General features: G+C 63.7%; 20 protein-coding genes, 1 tRNA gene and 1 pseudogene. 8 read left to right on the forward strand and 14 right to left on the reverse strand.

Annotated elements, in window-relative coordinates; translation table 11 throughout:
- Nucleotides 1-254: 254 nt before the first annotated feature.
- The 3 genes from purM to R0V12_RS03990 are packed head-to-tail and all read right to left on the reverse strand — an operon-like array spanning nt 255 to nt 3,250.
- Complete coding sequence (purM, locus tag R0V12_RS03980; protein WP_070975533.1) at nt 255-1,328, reverse strand: phosphoribosylformylglycinamidine cyclo-ligase; 1,074 nt, start codon at nt 1,326-1,328, stop codon at nt 255-257.
- Nucleotides 1,325-2,818, reverse strand: coding sequence for an amidophosphoribosyltransferase (gene purF, locus R0V12_RS03985; protein ID WP_252931992.1), 1,494 nt, complete (start codon nt 2,816-2,818; stop codon nt 1,325-1,327). The genes purM and purF overlap by 4 nt, the downstream gene beginning before the upstream one ends.
- 21 nt (nt 2,819-2,839) lie before the next feature.
- Nucleotides 2,840-3,250, reverse strand: a complete 411-nt coding sequence (locus tag R0V12_RS03990) for a sterol carrier family protein (RefSeq protein ID WP_320072880.1) — start codon at nt 3,248-3,250, stop codon at nt 2,840-2,842.
- Nucleotides 3,251-3,275: 25 nt separating this feature from the next.
- Between R0V12_RS03990 and R0V12_RS03995 the strand changes: the two genes are divergently transcribed.
- Nucleotides 3,276-4,256: an acyl-CoA thioesterase gene (locus R0V12_RS03995; protein ID WP_288792087.1), complete on the forward strand. Its 981-nt coding sequence runs from the start codon at nt 3,276-3,278 to the stop codon at nt 4,254-4,256.
- An 8-nt stretch (nt 4,257-4,264) separates the two neighbouring features.
- Nucleotides 4,265-4,858 carry a hypothetical protein gene (locus tag R0V12_RS04000; RefSeq protein ID WP_320072881.1) on the forward strand — a complete coding sequence of 198 codons (594 nt, stop codon included), beginning with the start codon at nt 4,265-4,267 and terminating at the stop codon, nt 4,856-4,858.
- Between the two features lie 10 nt (nt 4,859-4,868).
- On the opposite strand, the pseudogene purL reads toward R0V12_RS04000, so the two are convergent.
- From purL to purD, 7 genes and pseudogenes are all read right to left on the reverse strand, one after another.
- Nucleotides 4,869-7,141 (reverse strand): annotated as a pseudogene (gene purL, locus R0V12_RS04005) (phosphoribosylformylglycinamidine synthase subunit PurL).
- 7 nt (nt 7,142-7,148) lie between these two features.
- Nucleotides 7,149-7,820 (reverse strand): phosphoribosylformylglycinamidine synthase subunit PurQ, encoded by a 672-nt coding sequence (purQ, locus tag R0V12_RS04010; RefSeq protein ID WP_070478088.1) that lies wholly within the window; start codon nt 7,818-7,820, stop codon nt 7,149-7,151.
- A complete protein-coding gene (gene purS, locus R0V12_RS04015) occupies nt 7,817-8,047 on the reverse strand; it encodes a phosphoribosylformylglycinamidine synthase subunit PurS (protein ID WP_070361934.1) in 231 nt (76 codons plus the stop codon). The genes purQ and purS overlap by 4 nt, the downstream gene beginning before the upstream one ends.
- Nucleotides 8,048-8,134: 87 nt before the next feature.
- Nucleotides 8,135-10,255 (reverse strand): S9 family peptidase, encoded by a 2,121-nt coding sequence (locus R0V12_RS04020; RefSeq protein ID WP_320072882.1) that lies wholly within the window; start codon nt 10,253-10,255, stop codon nt 8,135-8,137.
- Nucleotides 10,256-10,285: 30 nt separating this feature from the next.
- Nucleotides 10,286-11,182: a phosphoribosylaminoimidazolesuccinocarboxamide synthase gene (locus tag R0V12_RS04025; RefSeq protein WP_070363439.1), complete on the reverse strand. Its 897-nt coding sequence runs from the start codon at nt 11,180-11,182 to the stop codon at nt 10,286-10,288.
- Between the two features lie 11 nt (nt 11,183-11,193).
- Nucleotides 11,194-12,567, reverse strand: a complete 1,374-nt coding sequence (purB, locus tag R0V12_RS04030) for an adenylosuccinate lyase (protein WP_413774870.1) — start codon at nt 12,565-12,567, stop codon at nt 11,194-11,196.
- 101 nt (nt 12,568-12,668) lie between these two features.
- Nucleotides 12,669-13,916, reverse strand: a complete 1,248-nt coding sequence (purD, locus tag R0V12_RS04035) for a phosphoribosylamine--glycine ligase (protein ID WP_070975667.1) — start codon at nt 13,914-13,916, stop codon at nt 12,669-12,671.
- Nucleotides 13,917-13,946: 30 nt separating this feature from the next.
- Here purD and R0V12_RS04040 point away from each other — a divergent pair, with 30 nt between their 5' ends.
- Nucleotides 13,947-14,351 (forward strand): HIT family protein, encoded by a 405-nt coding sequence (locus tag R0V12_RS04040; protein ID WP_070361932.1) that lies wholly within the window; start codon nt 13,947-13,949, stop codon nt 14,349-14,351.
- On the opposite strand, the gene R0V12_RS04045 is transcribed toward R0V12_RS04040, so the two are convergent.
- From R0V12_RS04045 to R0V12_RS04060, 4 genes are all read right to left on the reverse strand, one after another.
- Nucleotides 14,348-15,742, reverse strand: coding sequence for a sensor histidine kinase (locus R0V12_RS04045; RefSeq protein WP_320072883.1), 1,395 nt, complete (start codon nt 15,740-15,742; stop codon nt 14,348-14,350). The two genes, R0V12_RS04040 and R0V12_RS04045, sit on opposite strands and share 4 nt — an antisense overlap.
- 14 nt (nt 15,743-15,756) lie before the next feature.
- Complete coding sequence (locus tag R0V12_RS04050) at nt 15,757-16,464, reverse strand: response regulator transcription factor (protein WP_070361930.1); 708 nt, start codon at nt 16,462-16,464, stop codon at nt 15,757-15,759.
- Between the two features lie 477 nt (nt 16,465-16,941).
- Nucleotides 16,942-17,014 (reverse strand) — tRNA-Thr (locus tag R0V12_RS04055).
- On the reverse strand, nt 16,993-17,742 hold the full coding sequence (locus R0V12_RS04060) for a DUF364 domain-containing protein (RefSeq protein ID WP_083290865.1): 750 nt from the start codon (nt 17,740-17,742) through the stop codon (nt 16,993-16,995). The genes R0V12_RS04055 and R0V12_RS04060 overlap by 22 nt, the downstream gene beginning before the upstream one ends.
- A 45-nt stretch (nt 17,743-17,787) precedes the next feature.
- Between R0V12_RS04060 and thrE the strand changes: the two genes are divergently transcribed.
- The 5 genes from thrE to R0V12_RS04085 are packed head-to-tail and all read left to right on the forward strand — an operon-like array spanning nt 17,788 to nt 22,036.
- The gene (thrE, locus tag R0V12_RS04065; protein ID WP_246814913.1) at nt 17,788-19,251 is read left to right on the forward strand and encodes a threonine/serine exporter ThrE; all 1,464 of its coding nucleotides are present in this window, start codon (nt 17,788-17,790) and stop codon (nt 19,249-19,251) included.
- A gap of 55 nt (nt 19,252-19,306) precedes the next feature.
- Entirely contained in the window at nt 19,307-19,669 is a 363-nt protein-coding gene (locus tag R0V12_RS04070) for a hypothetical protein (protein ID WP_070361929.1), read from the forward strand.
- 2 nt (nt 19,670-19,671) lie between these two features.
- Nucleotides 19,672-20,955 (forward strand): alpha,alpha-trehalose-phosphate synthase (UDP-forming), encoded by a 1,284-nt coding sequence (locus tag R0V12_RS04075; protein ID WP_320072884.1) that lies wholly within the window; start codon nt 19,672-19,674, stop codon nt 20,953-20,955.
- Entirely contained in the window at nt 20,952-21,356 is a 405-nt protein-coding gene (locus tag R0V12_RS04080) for an META domain-containing protein (protein ID WP_256042178.1), read from the forward strand. The genes R0V12_RS04075 and R0V12_RS04080 overlap by 4 nt, the downstream gene beginning before the upstream one ends.
- On the forward strand, nt 21,353-22,036 hold the full coding sequence (locus R0V12_RS04085; RefSeq protein ID WP_288857947.1) for a trehalose-phosphatase: 684 nt from the start codon (nt 21,353-21,355) through the stop codon (nt 22,034-22,036). Before R0V12_RS04080 ends, R0V12_RS04085 begins: the two co-directional genes overlap by 4 nt.
- The last annotated feature ends 28 nt before the right edge of the window (nt 22,037-22,064 follow it).

A 22,064-nucleotide genomic window follows, 5' to 3' on the forward strand; every position in this document is an offset into this window, starting at 1 on the left:
AGGCCTGGCGTTTTCCCTGGTCGCTGGTCGGGCGGGAGGGAATTTGGTGCACGCACAGGAGCACGAGTGCCAAAGGACACAATTCCAAAACAGGCCACTTACATATCCACAGGTCACAAAAGGGCTAGATAAAACTGGGTGCGTCCTTTGGCACTGAGGCCACTAAGGCGACACCACATTCCTGCACAGCCAATCAGCGACCTAGGCTTTTGTGAAGCCCGGTGATTGAAATTGCGGAATGTGGTGCGTGAGTCCTAAGAATGCTGGCCCCGAAGCACCGCGCGGGCATCCTCGTCGGCATCTGCAGCGCGGACCTCGCCGAGGACCCAGCTGTCGATGCCGCGGTCCTTCAGCAGCGCCAACGCCTGGTCACGCGCTTCTGGTGCCACGACGGCCACCATGCCGATGCCCATGTTGAAGGTCTTCTCCATCTCCTCGACGGGGACGTCGCCGACGGATTGGATGGTCTGGAAGATCGGACCGGGGGTCCAGGTGGAGCGGTCCATGTCGGCAACGAGGCCCTCAGGGATGATGCGCTCCATGTTGCCCGCCAGGCCGCCGCCAGTGACGTGGCAGAAGGTGCGCACGTCGCACTCCTTGGCAAGCGCCAGGCAGTCGAGAGCGTAGATCTTGGTTGGTTCCAAAAGCTCCTCGCCGAGGGTGCGGCCGAGGGCGTCGACGTGGCCGTCGAGAGGCAGCCCGGCGCGCTCGAGCAGCACGTAGCGTGCGAGTGAGTAGCCGTTGGAGTGCAGGCCGGAGGACGCCATCGCGATGATGGTGTCGCCCTCGCGGACCTTGTCCGGGCCGAGGAGCTCGGAAGCTTCGACGACGCCGATGGCGGTGGCGGAAACGTCGTAGTCGTTGACGTCCATGACGCCTGGGTGTTCAGCGGTCTCGCCGCCGAGCAGCGCGCAGCCCGCCTGGACGCAGCCCTCGGCGATGCCGGAAACAATGTCGGCTACCTTCTCGGGAACGACCTTGCCGATCGCGATGTAGTCCTGCAAGAAAAGTGGCTCCGCGCCGCAGACGACAAGGTCGTCGACGCACATGGCGACCAGGTCGATGCCGATGGTGTCGTGCTTGTCCATCGCCTGAGCGACGGCCAGCTTGGTACCGACGCCGTCGGATCCGGCCGCGAGCAGCGGCTCCTTGTACTTGCCCAAGGCGAACAGGCCGGCGAAGCCGCCGATGCCACCCTGGACCTCTGGGCGGGAGGCGCGCTTGGCAAGGGGCGCGAGCAACTCTACGGCTTTGTCGCCGGCTTCGATGGAGACACCTGCGGCCTCGTAGGACACGCCCGAGTCAGCTGGGGTGTTGTGGTGGGTCATGATGCGTTTTCACCTTTCTGAAGACGACGAACAAGATCTGCGTTGTGGTTGCCCTCCGGGAGCCCGAGTGGGTACTCGCCGGTGAAGCAGGCCGCGCAGAGGTTGGAGGCTGGCTGGTTGGTGGAGGCGATCATGTCCTCGGTGGTGACGAACGCCAGGGAGTCCGCACCCACCATGGTCCTGATGGACTCGGCAACAACTTCTTCGTTGCCGCCGCGCCCGTGGTTGGCGATGAGCTCGCCGGGGCTGGCGAAGTCGATGCCGTAGAAGCACGGCCACTTCACCGGTGGCGAAGCGATGCGCACGTGCACTTCGGCGGCGCCGGCCTCGCGCAGCATACGGATCAGTTTGCGCTGGGTGTTGCCGCGCACGATGGAGTCATCCACGACGACGAGCTTCTTACCCTCGATGACTTCGCGCACCGGGTTGAGCTTCAGTCGCAGGCCCAACTGGCGCAGCGTGTCCGAGGGCTGGATGAAGGTGCGGCCCACGTAGGCGTTCTTCATCATGCCCTGCTTAAACGGGATGCCGGACTCCTCGGCGTAGCCGATTGCTGCCGGGGTGCCGGACTCTGGGACCGGCATGACCAGGTCAGCGTCGACGGGTGCGACGCGGGCCAGGCGGCGCCCGATGTCGATGCGGGCGCTGTTGACGGATTGGCCGTCGACAACTGAGTCGGGCCGGGCGACGTAGACGTACTCGAACACGCAGTGCGCGTGCGGTGCGTCGGCGAAGCGCTCGGAGTGGACGCCGGTCTCGTCGATGGCGATGAGCTCGCCTGGTTCGATGTCGCGGACGAAGGAGGCGCCCACGATGTCCAGCGCACACGTTTCGGATGCGACGACCCAGCCGCGTTCCAGGCGGCCGAGGCACAGTGGGCGCACGCCGTGTGGGTCGCGGGCCGCGTAGAGGGTTTTACCGTCGGTCACCATGAAGCAGAACGCACCCTTGACGCGCGGCAGGAGTTGGCGCGCGGATTCCAGGAGGGTGACGTCGTCGCGGATGGCGTCGGCAAGCAGGGCGGAGACGACCGCCGTGTCGGAGGAGGAGCCCTGGCCCTCTACCCCGTCGGCGGGGATGAGCTTGCGCTCCACGGCTTCGCGCTGCAGCTCCACGTAGTTGGTCAGGTTGCCGTTGTGTGCCAGCGCGACGTCGGTGCCGTTGGGGCTGACGCGGTACATCGGCTGCACGTTGTCCCACGAGTTATTGCCCGCCGTGGAGTACCGGGTGTGGCCGATGGCGACGTCGCCTTGCAACGCGCCGAGCGTCGGCTCGTCAAAGATTTGGCTGACCAGCCCGATGTCCTTGAACACCACCACTTGGTCATGGTCGCCCACAGCGATACCTGCGCCTTCTTGGCCGCGGTGCTGGAGGGCAAATAGTCCGAAATATGTCAGTTTTGATACGTCTTCACCGGGCGCCCAAACGCCGAACACACCGCATTCTTCGCGCGGCGTGTCATCCCCGATGTATTCCTCTTCGGTTCGCACGTGCTCTACTCTAACGAACACCTAGGGGTGAAGGGGTAGAACGGGCAGCCCTTTTTGGACTTCGTGGGCTCGGGAGCCAGAGGCGTCGATACGCCCGGCGCGAACTTCTTCCTCGAAAGTGGCACAACCTGTGGCGATTCGCAGCCAGGTGGTCGGGTCCATCTCCACGACGTTGGGCGGGGTGCCGCGGGTGTGGCGGGGGCCTTCGACGCACTGCACCGCAACAAACGGGGGTACTCGCAGCTCTACTGTGTGTCCGGGCATCTCGTGGGCGAGGGTGCGGGCGGTGCGGCGAACGGCGTCGGCAAGCAGCGCCCTGCCGGGCTTATCGACGCCCTCTTCGTCCAACAGCCAGTCCTTGATTGCCAAGACGGCCGCTCGAGTCGCTGCCGGGTCCACCTCTGTCTTCTTCTGTGCCTTCCTCTGTGCCATGGATTTCATATTATGCTGTGGTGCCATGAAGTCTCCTTCCATCACGCTGCGTTTCATGGCGGCTCCTACAGATGTTCTCCACGCGGGCGCCCAGGGTGTTTCGGGTGGCCGTGTGTTGCAGTGGATCGACAAGGCGGCATACGCGTGTGCCGCGCAGTGGTCTTCGACCTACTGCGTGACTGCCTACGTCGGCCACATCCACTTCACCCGACCGATTCCGTCGGGTCACATTGTGGAGGTCCGTTCCCGGATCGCGATGACTGGCCGCACTTCCATGCACATCGTCAACGAGGTGCTCTCGGCAGACCCCCGGGAAGGTGTTTTCACTCGCGCGTGCGACTGCCTGGTGATTTTCGTGGCAAAGGATACAGCTGGGCGCCCAACCCCGGTGCCGACATTTACGCCTGAGACCGATGAGGAGCGCCGCGTGGAAGCCGCCGCGATCTCCCGCATCGACCTGCGCAAGGCCATCGAGGCGTCCATGCTGGAACAGACCTACACGGACGACTCCACCGCACCGCGCACGATCCACCGCTTCCTGGCGAAGCCGACCGACATCAACTGGGGCGGCGATGTGCACGGCGGCACCGCCATGGAGTGGATCGATGAGGCCGGCATGGCCTGCACGATGGAGTGGTCCGGGGAACGCACCGCAGCGGTGTACGCGGGCGGCATCCGCTTCTACAAGCCGATCCACATCGGCGACCTCATCGAGGTGGAAGCGCGCCTGACCAGGACGGATGCACGCTCGATGCACACCTCTATCTTTGTTCGATCGGGGGATCCGCGCGGCGGACGCGAGTCGCTCCAGAACGCGATTCACGCCACGGTGACCTACATCGGTATCGACATCGACGGCAACCCGCTGGCCGCGCGCAAGTTCACCCCAGTCACGGACGAGGACAAGCGCCTCTGGGAGCACACGCAGACGCTCAAGGACCTGCGGGCGCAGTACGAGCCGGAGCCGCTGGTGCGCCCAGATGATGCGCAGCAGCGCGTCGACTAGTGGCGGCTATGTCAGTGCTGAAGCGAACCGCTGGGCTGCTGGCCGCGAGCGCCTGCCTCGCCGGGTCGATGGCGGGCTGCGCGGCGCCCCAGCCGAAGACGGCGACCGCGCTGCAGTTCCGCCAGTCCGCCGCCGTCACGCTCCTCGGCGATAGCGGCGGGGCGTACCACTTCCGGGCCCGCGTAGAGAACCCCCGCGTCATCTCAGGGCAGGAGGCACGCAGCCGCGTCGGCGACTACACCAACGCCGACACCGCGCTCGCCGACGTGACCCAGCTACGGTGCTTCGACATCAGCTACGTCTACACCGGCAACACCGCAGGCGACAGCCCCGACGAAAGCGTAGCCAGCCCCGACATCACCATCGTCGGCGAAGGCAACGTGGCGGCGAACCGCGTGCGCAACTTTGCCACCCAGCTCTGCGACACCGTAGAGCTCCCTGGCCTACCGCGAAACCCGCAGGACCTCGTCCCCAACCAGACCTACAACCAGACCTTCGTCAGCTTCTCCGTCGACGATGCCTCCCAGCCCGGCGTTGAGGCAACAGGCCTGCGCATGGAAACGCCGCCAGGCACCGTAATGACCTGGCGGCATAACCTCTAAATCGCGCTAACTACAGCGCGGCGTTCGGGGCCGTCGCGTTGCCGAACAGTGCCGGCAACGTATTCGCCCACGCGTCGGCCAGCGCGGCCACGGCGACGGAGTGCTCACCGAAGGTGATCTGGCCGTCGTCGGTGGTGGTGCCCAACACGTGCGCTGGGACGCCGGTGGCGTTTGCGCGCTCGATGGTGGCGTCGACAAGCGACGGATCCACCGCGACGAGCACGCGGGAGGCGGACTCGGAGAACAGCGCGGTGAACGCGTCCTCGTGGACCGCCGAAGATCCAGCTTGGCGCCCTTGCCGGAGCCCAGCAGCATCTCGAAGACAGCCTGGGACAAGCCACCCTCAGACAGGTCGTGCGCGGCAAGAATATCCTTGTTCGCGTGAAGCAACTCGCCGAGGCGCTCCTCGTTCGCGAGGTCCACCTGCGGCGGCAGACCACTCAGGCTCTGGCCGGAGATGTCCTGCCACACCGAGCCGCCGAACTCCGCCTTCGTGTCACCCAGCACGAGCAAGGTCTGCTCGCCCTCGCCCTTCGGCAGGCGGTGCGGGATGGCGGCGTTGACGTCCTCGATCACGCCGAGCACGCCCACGACTGGGGTCGGCAGGATTGGGGTCTCGCCGGTCTGGTTGTAAAAGGACACGTTGCCGCCGGAGACCGGAATCTCCAGCTCAGCAGCGCCGTCGGCGAGGCCGTGGACGGCTTCGCGGAACTGCCACATTACGTCGGGGTTCTCAGGGGAACCGAAGTTGAGGCAGTTCGTCACCGCGACCGGCTTCGCGCCGGTGACCACAACATTGCGGTAGGCCTCCGCAAGCGCGAGGCGCACACCCATGTTCGGGTCCAGGTAGGCGTAGCGGCCGGACGCGTCAGCGGAAATCGCCACGCCGCGCGAGGTCTCCTCGTTGATGCGCAGCACGCCCGCATCCGAGTACTGGGCCTGCACGGTGTTGCCACGCACGTAGCGGTCGTACTGCTGCGTAATGAAGTCGCGGGAGCACAGCGCCGGGGAGGCAACCATCTTCAGCCAGGTAGCCTCCAGGTCCTCCGAAGTATCGACGTCCGCCTTCGCCTGCACGCCATCAAGCCATTCGGGGCGCGCGTACGGGCGGTCGTAGACCGGGCCTTCGTCGATCGATGACGGCGGCGCGTCCAGTACCAACTCGCCCTTGTGGTAGACGAGGTAGCGGTCCTTCTCATCGGTGACCTCACCAATCACGGCCGCACCGACCTCCCACTTCGCGCAGATCTCCATGAAGCGATCCACGTTCTCAGGGGTGACCACGGCGCACATGCGCTCCTGGGACTCAGACGCCAGGATCTCGGCGGCGCTCATATTCGCCGCGCGCAGTGGCACGTTGTCCAGGTTGACGGTCATGCCGCCGTCGCCCGCCGCAGCCAGCTCGGAGGTAGCACACGCCAAGCCGCCGCCACCGAGGTCCTGAATACCGACGACAACGCCGGCCTTGTACAGCTCCAGGCAGCACTCGATGAGGACCTTTTCCGCGAACGGGTCGCCAACCTGGACGGCTGGGAGCTTGCGCTCCTCGCCTTCCTCGAAGGTCGCAGAGCCCAGCACCGACACGCCGCCGATGCCGTCAAGGCCCGTGCGGGAGCCGAAGAGGACCACCTTGTTGCCCGTGCCGGAGGCGAACGCCAGCTTCAGGTCCTCGACCTTGAGCGTGCCCACGCACAGCGCGTTGACCAGCGGGTTACCCGCGTATGCCTCGTCGAAGACGGTCTCGCCGCCAATGTTCGGCAGGCCCAGCGAGTTGCCGTAGCCGCCAACGCCGTGCACCACGCCAGGCAGGACTCGCTTGGTGTCCGGTGCGTCAGCAGGGCCGAAGCGCAGCTGGTCCATCACCGCGATTGGGCGCGCGCCCATCGCCATGATGTCGCGCACAATGCCGCCCACACCCGTCGCGGCACCCTGGTAGGGCTCCACGAAGGACGGGTGGTTGTGGCTCTCCACGCGGAAGGTCACCGCGTCGCCGTCACCGATGTCGACGACGCCCGCGTTCTCGCCGATACCGGCCAGAATTTTCGACGCCATCTCCTCCGTCATCGTCTCCCCAAAGTAGCGCAGGTGCACCTTGGAGGACTTGTAGGAGCAGTGCTCGGACCACATGACGGAGTACACCGTCAGCTCCGCATCCGTCGGGCGGCGGCCCAGGATGCGCTTGATCTTTTCGTACTCGTCGGTCTTCAGGCCGAGTTCCGCGTAGGGCTGCTCCAGCTCAGGAGTCTGCGCGGCGTGCTCCACCGTGTCATTATGTACAGTCATTGTTTCCCTACGCTCCGATCGAAGAAATAGCGGACAAGAACAACCCGAGCCCGTCCGTCGACGGCCCCGTAAGCGCCTCAATCGCGTGCTCCGGGTGCGGCATGAGCCCAACGATGCGACCGTTTTCGCTCGTCACACCAGCAATCGCGTTGATGGAACCGTTGAAGTTATCCGTGTAGCGGAACACCACGCGGCCTTCCTTCTCCAGCTGCTCAATGGTCTCGGCGGACGCCTGGAAGCGGCCCTCGCCGTGCTTCGCCGGCACGAGGATCTTGTCCCCCTCGTTGAAGCGGTTCGTCCACGCGGTCTCCGCGTTGGCCACCTCAAGGTAGGTGTCCACGCAGTGGAAGTTCAGGTGCTGATTGCGGGTCAGCGCGCCCGGCAGCAGGCCAGCCTCGGTGAGGATCTGGAAACCGTTGCAGATGCCCAGCACCGGCATGCCCTTCTTCGCAGCCTCCACCACAGCGCCCATCATCGGGGCCTGTGCGGCGATGGCTCCGGAACGCAAATAGTCCCCGTAGGAAAACCCACCGGGGACCACGACGGCGTCAACACCCGTCAAATCTTCATCAGCGTGCCACAGCGACTTCGGCTGTGCGCCAGCCAGGCGGACGGCACGCAACGCATCGACGTCGTCGAGCGTGCCTGGGAACGTGATTACACCGATGGTTGCCGTCATCGAACAACCTCGAAGTCTTCAATCACCATATTTGCCAGGAGGGTTTCGGCGACGCGCTTGAGCTCATCGTCGGACACGGTGTCGTCGACTTCGATTTCAAAGCGCTTGCCCTGACGCACGTCCTCGACACCGTTCACCCCGATTCTGCCCAGCGCGCGCAGGACAGCTTGGCCCTGCGGATCCAAAATTTCAGCCTTAGGCATGACATTTACCACGACTTTTGCCATGAGAATCCTTCGTGTCTCGGAGGTCATTACGACGAAGACAGTATAACGAACGGATCCCTCCCGCGGGAGTCCTTTATTTTGCGGCTGCTAGACGGTGCACGCCCCCGAGTGTACGAGCGTCCAGGCGTACTCGAACGCGGTCTGCTTCCACTTCTCGTAGCGGCCGGACACACCGCCGTGGCCCGCGGACATCTCCGTCTTAAGCAGAATCTCCCCGCCCGTAGCTATCTCACGCAGCTTCGCCACCCACTTCGCGGGCTCCACGTACAGCACGCGCGTATCGTTCAGGCTGGTCACTGCAAGGATGTCCGGGTAGCGCTGGGCTGTGATGTTCTCGTACGGGGCGTAGGAGGCCATGTAGTCGTAGACCTCCGGGTCGTGGTACGGGTCGCCCCACTCCTCCCACTCCACCACGGTCAGTGGCAGCTCCGGCATGAGGATTGAGGTCAGCGGGTCCACAAACGGCACGATCGCCTGGATGCCCGCGAACTTCTCCGGGGCCATGTTCGCAATCGCGCCCATCAGCATCCCGCCCGCCGATCCGCCCTCGGCCACAAGCGTGTCGTAGGAGCTCACGCCCGCGCGCACCAGCTCGTCGGCGCACGCGATGAAGTCGGTGAACGTGTTCTTCTTCGTGAGCATCTTGCCATTGTCGTACCAGCCGCGGCCCATCTCACCGCCACCGCGCACGTGCGCGCACGCCCACACCATGCCGCGGTCCAGCAGCGACAGTCGCGCCACGGAAAAGCCTGGGTCCACGGAGGACTCGTAGGAGCCGTAGGCGTAGAGCAGCGTCGGGTGCGGATGGGTCATGTCCAGGTCCGCGCGGTGCACCACGGAGATCGGCACCTGGGTTCCGTCGTCGGCCGTAGCCCACATGCGGCTGGCAACGTAGTCGGCGGCGTCGTAGCCCCCGAGCACCTCCTGCTGCTTCAGCAACGTCACGCCGCGGGTGGCCACCTGGTAGTCGAACAGCTGGGCAGGCTGCGTAAACGAGGTGTAGGTCAGCCGCACCACCGGGGCGTCCCACTCGGGGTTACCGCCCAAGCCCACGGTGTAGAGCTCCTCGTCGAACTCGAGCTCGCGCAGCGCGCCGAAGCTGCCGCCCTCCACAGGCGCTACCGCAAGCCTGCTAATGCCGCCGGAGCGGTAGGCACAAAACAGGAAGTCCCGGTACGTATCGACGCCCTCTACGCGCACATCCGCGCTGTGCTCCACGAACGTCTCCAGCTCAGTCAGCGGCACCCGCGCATCCACCGGGCAGGTCCCCACTGCGAAGTTGAGGCCGGTGGCGTTGTGCGTGACCACCCAGTACCCGCGCCCGGCGAGCTCCGCGTAATCTAGGTCGTACTCCACGCCTTCCTCGCGCGGCCACAGCACCTCGAACTCGGCGGTCGGCGTCTCCAGGGGTACCGCACGCCACTCACTGGTCAGCTTCGAGCTGGCCACGATGTACAGGAACTGCTCGGCGCGGTCCCCGCCCACGCCGAGGTTGAAGCGCTCGTCGTCCTCCTGGTAGACCAGCACGTCCTCTGACGCCGCCGTGCCTACCTCGTGGCGCCACACCTGGTGCGGGCGCCACGCGTCATCAACGCGCAGGTAAAACAGGTACTGCTCCCCCGCCCACGTCGCGCCGTAAAAGGCACCTTCGATGGTATCCGGCAGCAGCTCGCCGGTCTCCAGGTCCTTGATGCGCAGGTCGAAGCGCTCGTCGCCGGAGGTATCCGTCGAAAAGGCGAGCAAGCGCCCCGACGTAGATACCGCTGACGCGCCGAGTGAGAAGAACTCATGGCCCTCGGCCATCTCGTTGAGGTCAAGCAGCACCTGCTCCCCCGGCAGCGGCGAGCCGTCCTCCGGCAGCGTCGGCGGCGTCCACGGGTCGTCGCCGACCCGCACGCGGCAGGACACGCCGTAGCTCTTACCCTCGATGGTGCGGCCGTAGTACCACCAGTCGCCGTTGCGCTGCGGCACGGACATATCAGTCTCCTTGATGCGAGACTTCATCTCCTGGTAAACCTGCTCAGCGAGCGGGGCAAACGGGGCGGTCGCCTCCGCGGTATACGCGTTCTCCGCCTCCAAATAGGCAATGGTCTCCGGGGACTGCTTGTCCCGGAGCCACTCATAATTATCGACGAACTCGCGTCCATGAAACACGCGAGTCGTAGGGTGTTGTGCTGCCACTGGCGGTTGCGCGCTGAAATTCGTCATAGGCGACGAGTCTACGCGCAACCTCACGCCTTAGGCACGCGCCCCCGGCCAGTCCCCAAACTTCTCGCCGCTGAGGCGCTCGTACGCCTCGATGTAACGGTCGCGGGTCGCCTCCACCACGGAACCAGGCAGCTCCGGTGGCTGCGTGTTCTCCGCAGGGTCCCAGCCGGACTTCGGGCCGGTGAGCCAGTTGCGCACGTACTGCTTATCGAAGCTCGGCTGCACCTTGCCTTCCTCGTACGTATCGGCTGGCCAGTAGCGGGACGAATCAGGCGTGAGTACCTCGTCCGCAAGGACCAGGTTGCCTTCCTCGTCGACGCCGAACTCCAGCTTCGTATCCGCGAGGATGATGCCCTTGGTCTCCGCGTACTCCGCAGCCTTGGTGTACACCTCCAAGGTGAGGTCGCGCAGCTGGGCAGCGAGCTTCGCGCCCACCTTCTCCTCCACATACTCGAACGTCACGTTCTCATCGTGGTCGCCCTGCGCGGCCTTCGTCGCCGGGGTGAAAATCGGCTCCGGTAACTTCGAGGCCTCAACCAGGCCCTCGGGCAGCTTCACGCCGCAGACCATACCGGTGCGGTCGTACTCTTTCTTGCCCGAACCAGTCAGGTAACCGCGAGCGACACACTCGAACGGAATCATCTTCAGCTTCTTCACCACGTACGAGCGGCCGAGGACCTCCTCCGGAATCCGGGGATCATCAACCGGGCCCGCCAGGTGATTGCGCACACCCGAAAGCAGGTCGAAGAAGAACATGGACGTGGCAGTCAGAATCCGGCCCTTATCCGGGATCGCCGGCTCCAGCGAGAAGTCGAACGCCGAAATGCGGTCGGACGCCACCATCAATAACGTTTCGTCATCCACCTCGTAAATCTCGCGGACTTTGCCGCCAGCCAGGTGGGTATAGTCAGAAAGCTCTGGACGCATGGACATAAAGGTTACAGAATCTCCCCTGGTTTGTACGCAGCGGCGTCCGGGTGGGCGTCGATAAGCTGTTGGATACGAGCGCACACGTTGCTGACCTGCGACTCCGCCGAGCCAATGAACGCGTGGCGGTCAGCCAACGCATCCTGCAGCTGCTCTTTGTCGAGCGGGAGGCGCTCATCAGCGGCGAGGCGCTCAATGAGGTTTTGTTCAGCGCCATTTTCGCGCATATCAAGCGCCATCGCAACCGCGTGCTCCTTGATAATCTCGTGCGCCGTCTCACGGCCCACACCCGCGCGTACCGCCGCCATCAAAATCCTCGTCGTGGCCAAGAACGGCAGGTAACGGTCCAGCTCACGGTTGAGCATCGCCGGGAACGCACCGAACTCATCCAGCACAGTGAGAAATGTCTCAAACTGGCCGTCGATAGCGAAGAACGCGTCAGGCAGGGCCACGCGGCGCACCACCGAGCAGAACACATCGCCCTCGTTCCACTGCTGCCCAGCAAGGTCAGCGACCATGGTGAGGTAGCCGCGCAGGATCACCTGGAAGCCACCGACGCGCTCACAGGAACGCGCGTTCATCTTGTGCGGCATCGCCGAAGAACCAACCTGGCCCTCCTTGAAGCCCTCCGTCACCGTTTCGTTGCCGGCCATCAGGCGGATCGTGGTCGCGAGCGATGACGGACCCGCTCCCAGCTGTACAATCGCCGAGATCGCGTCAAAGTCCAAGGAACGCGGGTAGACCTGGCCGACCGAGTCAAAGGTGCGCTCGAAGCCCAGGTGGCGCGCCACCGACTGCTCCAGCTGACGCAACTTCGCCTCGTCGCCGCCCATCAGGTCCAGCATGTCCTGTGCAGTACCCATCGGGCCCTTGATGCCGCGCAGCGGATAGGCCGCCAGCAGCGTCTCGATGCGCTCAACCGCTACCAGCATCTCATCCGCCGCCGATGCGAAACGCTTGCCCAGCGTCGTGGCCTGCGCCGCAACGTTGTGCGAACGCCCCGCCATCACCAGAGTGGAGTACTGATCCGCCCGGTTCCCGATCGCCTTGAGTACCGCAACCGACTTGTCGCGAATCAGCTCCAGCGAGCGATAAATCTGCAGCTGTTCAACATTCTCGGTCAGGTCACGGCTGGTCATCCCCTTATGGATGTGCTCGTACCCGGCCAGCGCGTTGAACTCCTCAATGCGCGCCTTCACGTCATGTCGCGTGACCTTCTCACGCTCAGCAATCGAAGCCAGGTCCACCTTGTCGACGACCGCCTCGTACGCAGCGATCGCCTCCTCGGGAATCTCGACTCCCAGCTCACGCTGCGCCTTCATCACGGCGATCCAGAGCTGACGCTCCAGAATGATCTTGTGTTCTGCGCTCCACAGCGTCGCCATTTCCGGCGACGCGTAGCGGTTCGACAGGACGTTGCTATTGTTCGGTTTCAACAGTTTCTCAGCCACGACGCTGATTATCGCACAACGTCCCGACACGCGCGCTAGATACGGATTTCTCCCTCAATCGCGCGCCGCCCAATGTCCTTGCGGTAGAAGGAACCCTCGAGCGAAATCTGCCCAATCGCCTGGTAGGCAGCGTCCACCGCGTCCTGCAGCGTTACGCCCTTACCCAGCACGTTGAGCACGCGCCCACCAGCAGAGACGTACTCCCCATCCTTGGTCGCGGTACCTGCGTGCAACACCACGTCGGGGTTGTCCAGGTCGGCGCCATTAATGGCGTCCCCGGTCTTCGGGTGCTCCGGGTAATCCTTCGCCGCCAGCACCACCGTCGCCGCGTAGCCGTCCTCCCAGTCCAGCGCCGGCAGCGTGTCGAGGCTGCCCGTTGCTACGGCGTAGAGGACGTCGACAAGTGGGGTGCGCAGCAGGCTGAGCACCGGCTGGGTCTCCGGGTCGCCGAAGCGAGCGTTGAACTCCACCACCGACGGGCCCTCTGGCCCCCACGCGGCGCCGACGTACAGCAGGCCCTGGTACGGGATGCCGCGGGCGACCATCTCGCGCGCCACCGGCCGCGCAATCTCGTCCACGATGCGGTCCACGCCGCCCTCCGGCAGCCACGGAAGCGGCGTGTACGCGCCCATCCCACCAGTGTTCGGGCCCTCGTCATTGTCGTAGGCGCGCTTGTGGTCCTGCGCTGGCAGCAGCGGCACCACGGTCTCGCCGTCAACGAGGCAGAACAGTGACACCTCCGGGCCCTCCAGGAAGGACTCGAACAGCACGGGGTTGCCGGCCTCAATCACCGCGCGAGCGTGCGCGCGGGCCTCGGCAGCATCGAGCGTGACGACGACCCCCTTGCCGCCAGCCAGCCCATCATCCTTGACCACGTAGTGCGGGCCAAACGCCTCGATAGCGGCGTCGATATCCTCGATGTGCTCAACGCGCTGCGCCCGAGCCGTCGCCACACCCGCGGCGGCCATGACGTCCTTCGCGAATGCCTTCGACCCCTCCAGCTGCGCCGCGGCCTTCGTCGGGCCGAACGCCGGAATGCCCGCGGCCTGCAGTGCGTCAACCGCTCCCGCAACCAACGGCACCTCAGGGCCAATCACGACAAGCTCAGCGTCAACGTCTTTCGCCAGCTCGACGACTGCCTCAGGCGAAGCGACGTCGACACTCCTCACCTCAGCAAGTGGTGCCATGCCGGCGTTTCCCGGCGCGACAGTGAGCTCGTGTCCTGCAAGACCTTTCAACAGGGCGTGTTCGCGGCCGCCCGAACCGATAACAAGGATGCGCATGCCCACTAACTTACCGGTAACCTAGGCGCTATGAGCACTGTGTTTACAAAGATTATTCAAGGTGAAATTCCAGGCCGCTTCGTGTACAAGGACGAGGACGTCGCCGCGTTCCTCACCATCGAGCCGATCGCGTACGGTCACACGCTGGTCGTTCCCGTCAAGGAGATCGATAAGTGGACCGACATCGAGCCAGCGCTGTGGGCAAAAATGAATGACGTTGCCCAGCGAGTAGGCAACGCCATCATCGAGGCATTTGGCAGCGAGCGCGCCGGCTATCTCATCGCCGGCTTCGAAGTGCCGCACGCACACATCCACGTCTTCCCCGCCAACGACATGTCCGGCTACGACCTGTCCACCGTGATGAAGATGGACGAAACCGATCCGGCGAAGATGGACGAGGCCGCGGAGAAGCTGCGCGCAGCACTCGAGGCTTAATCCTTCGGGCCCTTCTCCATCGGGAGGGAAATGGTGAACGTGGAGCCCTCACCCGGCGCGCTTTTCACGGTGATAGTGCCGTCGTGCTGCTCGATGAGGGACTTCGCGATCGCCAACCCCAACCCCGAACCACCGCCGGAGGCGCGGTTCCTGGAGTTGTCCGCGCGGTAGAACCGCTCGAAGATGTGCTCCGCGTCCTTCTCCTCCATACCGCAGCCGTCGTCAATGACTTCGATGATGATGCGGTCCAGGTTCTCCCGCAACGCCACCGTGACCGACGCATCCTTGCCCGCGTGCTTGAACGCGTTCACAATCAGGTTCAGCAACACCTGGTGCAGCCGCGAGGGGTCACCGTTGACCGTCGGCACGCAGGAGGCGTTGTTCTCAATCGTGAGTGAACGCTCCGGGAACGCCGCATGCGCAGAGCTCACCGCCGAAGTCACCATCTCCAACACATCCACCTGGCGCTTATCCAGGCGAGTGCCCTCCGCACGAGTCAACGCGAGGAAATCCTCCACCAGCAACTGCATCCTGGCGGACTCCTCCTCAATCTTGCCGATGACCATGTCCGCATCCGGCGCCATACCCTTGCGGTACAGCTCCGCATACCCGCGCACACTCGTCAGCGGAGTACGCAGCTCATGAGAAGCGTCACCCACAAAGCGACGCATCTGCTCCTCCTTCAGCTGCGCATCCTCCACGGACTCCTGCAGCTGCTGCACCATCGTGTTCATCGCGTACGACAACTTGCCGACCTCAGTCTCCCTCGACCACACCGGCACCCGGCGCTTCGTATCGCCGTCGGCAATTGCAAGCGCAGTGTTCTCTACCTCACGCAACGGGGCCAACGCCTTACGAATATAGGTGCGCCCCGCGCACGCAATCCCCACCACGGCAAGGAGCCCAAATGTCGTTTCCACAATCGCAAGCCAACGCAGCACGCGCTGCTCCGCGTCAAGCTCTTTCGCAACATACTTCACAGTGCCGTCCGGCATCTCACGTGACATCGCGCGCCACTTCACGCCCGGCGCCACGCCTGTCGACGGCACCGTCACCGCCTTATCTTGCTGCTTGACCCTCGAAAGGTCCGGCGGTGTATCCACATACACCGGGCTCCACGACGTCCCGAACTGCGGATACCACGTCTCCTGATAAAAATCGCTCGGCGCACCCGACGACGGCACCCACGTCACCTGACCAACCCACGTGTCCAACCCCTCGCTGAGCTGGTCGTCGACACGCTGATACAAAATGCTGCGCATGAAGATATACACCGCAGAGAAGCTCACCACCAGCGCCAGCGTAGCAATCGCCAACACCAACGCCACCAGTTGCTTCTGCAGCGGCTTCGTCCTCGAGTACGCAAGCGCATGAAGCCGACGCCTACTCATCGGTCACCTACGCCTTACTTACGAGGTGTACGCAGCACATAGCCGACGCCACGCACCGTGTGAATCAACGGCACATCACCGTTATCCACCTTGCGTCGCAGATACGAAATGTACGACTCAACCACGTTGCCGTCGCCACCAAAGTCGTAGTGCCACACGTTATCCAGAATCTTCGCCTTCGACAGCACCACCTCAGCATTCAGCATCAAGTAGCGCAGCAGGTTGAACTCAGTCGGCGACAGCTCAATGATCTCGCCGGCCTTCGTCACCTCGTGCGTCTCATCATTCAACGTCAGATCGGCGTAGCGCAGCGTCGTATCCTCATCTGCGTCCTCCGTCACCTTGCCACGACGCAGAATCACACGCAGACGAGTAATCACTTCCTCCAAGGAGAACGGCTTCGTCACATAATCATCGGCGCCAATAGTCAGGCCGTGGATCCGGTCCTCCACCGCGTCCTTCGCCGTCAGGAACAACACCGGGCCGTCAATGCCCTCGCTGCGCAGCTTGCCCAACAGCTCAAAGCCATCCATCCCCGGCATCATCACGTCAAGGATGAACGCGTCCGGACGGAAGTCCTTCACCTTCTCCAGCGCCTCCTGGCCAGACCCCGCACTCTCAACCTCAAAGCCCTGGAACTTCAAAGAAACCGTCAACAACTCAACGATATTCGGCTCATCGTCAACAACGAGCACCTTTACAGGCTTCGTAGCCTCAGACATGTACAGTTCACTCCTTCATAGACCAGGGCATTCCACGCCTCCTGTTACTTCTCTCAGGAAACGCGTCGGCGCCACGAATGGCTTCCACGCCCGCGAACATAACTGTCTCTATCTAACGCCGTTTCTCTGAACGTTTCCTGTACACCCCCTGCACGTGGGTGAGTAAAACAGGGATAGTCCGCCGGGAGAGGCGGGGTTGGGGCCGGTTGGATTTCGTTCCGGTCGACCTCTTAGCGTCGACCAATGCAGGTCGTCGGGAATGACTGTGCATTGCCTGGGCACCAATCTCACCGCCATCAAACGCTGAACTGGGGAAACGTCGCTTGGCCTTGGCGAGAATGGGGAAATTGGTGCACCGGGGCGATTGCGGGGCGTCGGGCATCAAAATAGTTCCCTGAGCCGGGGAATTTTTCGGGCGCTCCCCCAACGCAAACACCCCCTCCCCGGCGTTAGGTACGTCCCGGGAGGGGGTTTCAGAGCTAGAGACGAGACTTGAACTCGCAACCTACGCATTACAAGTGCGTTGCGCTACCGATTGCGCCACTCTAGCAGCGCTGAAGAGTCTACACTAACGTTCACTCGTTTACCGAAATCCCACTTCCTACCTCCACCGATGCCCTTCAGCGTCCCGACGAGCCCGGCAGGGTCGGTGGGGATGAACCCGGAAAGGGTGGTGGCGCCGGCATCGAAAAGCGTGGGTGTCATTGGGGTTGATGGACCGACAATGATGGTGTCCAGCCCGGATGCGAGCTCCAAGAGGCGGGGCATCGTTTTGTTCACGAGGGCAGAGGCGGTGATGAAGACTGCGTCCAGATTCGGGGCGAGGTATTCGAAGGCGGAGTCCGGATAGTCGCCGGGACGTTGGACTCGCTCGAAGACGTAGAGGTCGGCGACGTCGCGGAGGGTGCGCTCCAGGCCTGGGAAGTGCCCGACGACGCCAACGCGCTTGCCGGCGTAGTGGGAGGCGTAGGCGACGAATGCGTCCGGAGCTTCGGCGAAGTGGGATGCGTCGCGGTTCACCCAAGCATTGATGGCGGCGAGGCCGACGCCGGCTTCGGCGAAGTTCCACGATGTGACCATGGAGGCGGCGTCGATAAGAGGGCGTCCGATTGGGGACTCGGAGAGGACGGGGCGGCCGTCGCCGGAGTAGACGGCGGCGATGCCGACGTGGCCGTCGGAGGTGCGGAGCCAGGCCCAGTGGGGTGCGATGCCGAAGTCGGTGACGGTGATGGTGGTCGGGGTGGCGTCGATAAGTTGCTCGTAGAGTTGCCAGGTCATGTGGCCATTCTAGGCGTGTCGGGGTGGCTTGCTAGGGTCGAATACGTGAACTTGAATTCGCTGTGGGAGTTTGTCCGCGGGTCGCGCCAACATGTGGCAACGATTGACGCGGCGCGAACGTCGCCACCGCCGTCCGTGCTTGCCCCGATCGATCTGACGGATACCGCGCAGGTAGCCGGGGTGATGAATATTGCTGCGCGCATTGGGGAGATCCTGATCGCGAATGGCACGACGTCTTCGGATGCGATTGCGCAGATTCACACAGTGACGTCTTCGTATGGGCTGCACTACTGTCATGTGGACATCACCGTGAACACGATCATGATTAACACGATTATTGGGGTGCACAAGCGTACCCCGGTCAACGTGTTCCGCGTGGTCACGATGATGAGCGAAAACTACCACAAGCTGCAGGAGGCGGACCGGCTGATTCGCTCGATTCGTTCGGGTGCCACGCCACCGGAGCTTGCGGAGAAAATCCTCGACGATATTGATAACTCCCCTATCCCGTGGCGCAATACGCGGTACCTGGCGGGTTGGCTGGTGATGGGCGCGGCCGTCGCGATTTTGCTGGGCGGGGACTTGTTCATGTCAGCGATCGGCGGCCTGACGTCGTTTCTCATCATGGGATTTAACAAGATTCTGTCCCGCAACTCCCTGCCTTACTTCTTCCACTGCGCCATCGGCGGCTTCTTGACGACGATCCCGGCGGCGCTGTTCTACGAGGTCGCGCCGATGATCGGCAAGACGATTGTGCCCAGCCAAGTGATCGCGGTGGGCATCGTGGTCCTGTTGGCGGGTCTGACCTTGGTGCAGTCGCTGCTTGACGGGGTGACGGGCTCGCCGGTGACGGCCTCGGCGCGATTCTTCCAGACACTGCTGTTTACCGGCGGCATCGTGGCTGGTGTCGCGATTGGGTTGAACACGTGGGAGCTCATGGGCCTGGGCTTGCCTCCGCTGGAGACAATGCTGGGGACCCCAACGTTTAGTGGTGCGGCGGCGCGTATTGCGGGGAGTACGTTGGCGTCGGCGTCATTCGCGGTGACGTGCTTCGCGGAGCGCCCCGCGGTGGTGGTGGCGGCGTTTACGGCCGCCGCCGGTTCGAGTATGTATTACCTGTTTTTAATCCCGATCGGCTCCGGTGCTCTGATGGCGACAGCGGCGTTGGCGTTCGTCGTCGGCCTTGCTGGTGGTTTGATTGCCCGCCGTTTCCTGATCAACCCGGTGATCACGGCGGTGGCTGGTGTGACCCCGTTCCTGCCTGGCTCTGGTGTGTATCGCGGGATGTACGCCATGATGAACGAGCAGATCGTGGTGGGCCTGACCAACCTATTCATGGCGGTCGGCACCTGTATGGCGCTGGCTGGCGGTGTGGTGTTTGGCGAATGGGTGGCGCGCCGTCTGCGTGCCCCGCAGCACTACATTCCGTACGAGGCTTTCAAGCGGGCCGGGCGCTTCACGTTCCAGCAGATCCGCCGACGGAGGCCCCCAGGCGGGCTTCGTCACTAATATTGGCGTAGAATCGTTGTGCTAGTAATGCGCGTCATACAAGGAGGAACCCGTAGTGCCACCCAAGATCACCGACTCTCGCCCCTCGCCTGAGGCGCTCCACGCCGTTGAGGAGCAGACAGCATCTGGTGCTCGCAGGATTGTTGCTACCTACGCCGAGGACTTTTTTGATGGCGTGACCTTGATGTCCATGCTCGGTGTCGAGCCACAGGGCTTCGTGTACAAGAAGTACGCGGAGGAAGTCCTGGGCGCTGAGGAAGAGGAAGAGCCGAAGAAGGCGACCAAGAAGAAGGCTACGAAGAAGAAAGCCACCAAGAAGAAGGCTTCTAAGAAGAAGGCCACGAAGAAAAAGGCCACCAAGAAGAAAGCAACAAAGAAAAAGGCCACCAAAAAGAAGACTGTAAAGAAGAAGTCGTAGTTGTGAATGAGTTCGTAGTGGTGGCTAACCGCCTGCCCGTCGACCGTGTCGAGGGCGGGTGGAAGGCATCACCCGGCGGGCTCGTGGCTGCGCTCGCACCCGTGTTGCGGGCACGCGCCGGTTGCTGGGTGGGGTGGTCCGGCGCGGTGGATGAACCGGTCGCGCCGTTTCGCTTTGATGGCATTGACCTGCACCCGGTGACGCTGGACGCCCAGGACTACGAGGAGTTCTACGAGGGTTTCTCCAACTCGACGTTGTGGCCGCTTTACCATGACTTGATCGTGGCCCCGCAGTACAACGAGCAGTGGTGGCAGCGCTACCGTGACGTTAACGTCCGCTTCGCGCGCGCGGCCGCCGAGGTGGCAGCGCAGGGAGCGACGGTGTGGGTGCAGGACTACCAGTTGCAGCTGGTGCCGGGCCTGCTGCGCGAGATGCGCCCCGACCTGACCATCGGGTTCTTCCTGCATATCCCCTTCCCCTCCCCCGACCTGTTCCGTCAGCTCCCGTGGCGCGAGGAACTCATCGGCGGACTCAACGGCTGCGACCTGGTGGGGTTTCAGCGCGAGGCGGATGAGCGCAACTTCCGCGCGCTCGTCGGCGACGATAGCAACAGCCCGCGCAGTGGCACGTTCCCGATCTCGATTGACCCGGCGGCGGTGCAGGTTGGCTCGCCGGAGGCGGTGGCGAAGCTGCGGGAGTCGGTAGGTAACCCTGCGGCCCTGATGCTGGGGGTGGACCGCATGGATTACACGAAGGGCATCCTGCAGCGTTTGCTCGCGTTTGAGCAGCTGCTCGAGGAAGGTGTCGACGCCACCCTGATCCAGCTGGCCACTCCGTCGCGGGAGCGCATCGAGCACTACCGCAAGACCCGCCGCCAGGTCGAAGAAGCGGTGGGCAGGATTAACGGTCGCTTCGGCTCGGTGGGTCGCCCGGTGATCCACTACATGCACCGCGGTGTGTCCAAGCAGGAGCTGGGCACGTTCTATGCGGCTGCGGACGTGATGTTGGTGACGCCGTTTAAGGACGGCATGAACCTGGTGGCAAAGGAGTACGTGGCCTGCCACCCGGACGGGGACGGCGCGTTGGTGCTGTCCGAGTTCGCCGGCGCGGCCGTGGAGCTGCACGATGCGTATTTGTGTAATCCGTTCGAGGGGGCGTCGATACTTCGGGCGATGCGGGAGGCACTTGACCCGGATCCGGAGCGGATGCGGCGGATGTACGCGCGCGTGTTGGGGCACGATGTGCACCGGTGGGCCGCGGAGTTTTTGCAGGAGGTTGCGCGATGAAACGGCTGGTTGTTGCAGGTGCAGCACTGGGGCTGGCGGCGTGTTCGCCGGCGCCGCCGGTGTGGCAGGTCGTTGCGGTGTATACGTCGCCGGACACGCCGGGGGATGTGCCGGATCGGGCGAATGTGAGCATCGACGGTTCGAAGCTGACGGGCTCGACGGGATGCGGCAAGGTTGAAGGCGACGTCACGGTCACTGAAGACACGCTGACGGTCAACGAGATTTCTTTCGCCGACACGGCGGGCTGCGAGGGGGCGGCGCGCTACACGCACGATCAGCTGGCGTCGCTGGTGGTGCCGGAGGCCACGTTCCGCATCAACAATGTCAGTGACACCGAGAAGGTGCTCACGCTCGAGGGCGACGACGTGAACGAACCGAGCATGCGGGTGATGATGCTGTGAGTTCCATCGCCTACTTATCGACGGCCCCTTCGCTCCTTGTCTGCCTCGATTTCGACGGCACGATCAGCGAGCTGAACCCAGACCCCTACGCGGTGAAACCGCACCCGGTGGCGCTGGACGCGATTGAGCGCCTGGCACACGCCCCGAATACGGAGGTGGCGATGCTGTCCGGCCGCCACCTGGAGGGACTACGCAGGGTGTTCCCGCTGCGCGAGCCCGTCGTATTGGTGGGCTCACACGGCGCGGAGCCTGGCCCGGAGCTCACGCCGGAGGATATCGCGTACCTGGATGCGATTGAGCAGCAGCTGGAGGCGATCGCGGTTCCGCCGGCGTACGTGGAGGTCAAGCCCTACCAGCGAGTGCTGCACGTCGCGCCCGTGGGGGACGCGGCGGAGCGCGAGCGCCTACTGGCGCAGGCCCTGCGGATTCAAACGCCTCGCCCTGTCACGCCGGGCAACAACGTGGTGGAGTTTTCCGCGGTGGACGTGTCGAAGGGCTCGTGGCTGCAGGCCCACAAGCAGCGCTTTGCTGCGACGCTCTTCGCTGGTGATGACGTCACGGACGACACAGCGCTTGCGGTGCTGGGGCCTGCGGATGTGGGGATCAAGGTAGGGGTTGACGTTGCAGGCGTGAACGAGATGGCGGCCTTCCTGAAGGCGCTCGCCGACGCTCGTTGTTGATATTCATTTTCAATACCGCATACAATGG

This window comes from Corynebacterium sp. UMB2355A (assembly GCF_033877495.1).
GTDB classification, from domain to species: domain Bacteria; phylum Actinomycetota; class Actinomycetes; order Mycobacteriales; family Mycobacteriaceae; genus Corynebacterium; species Corynebacterium pseudogenitalium.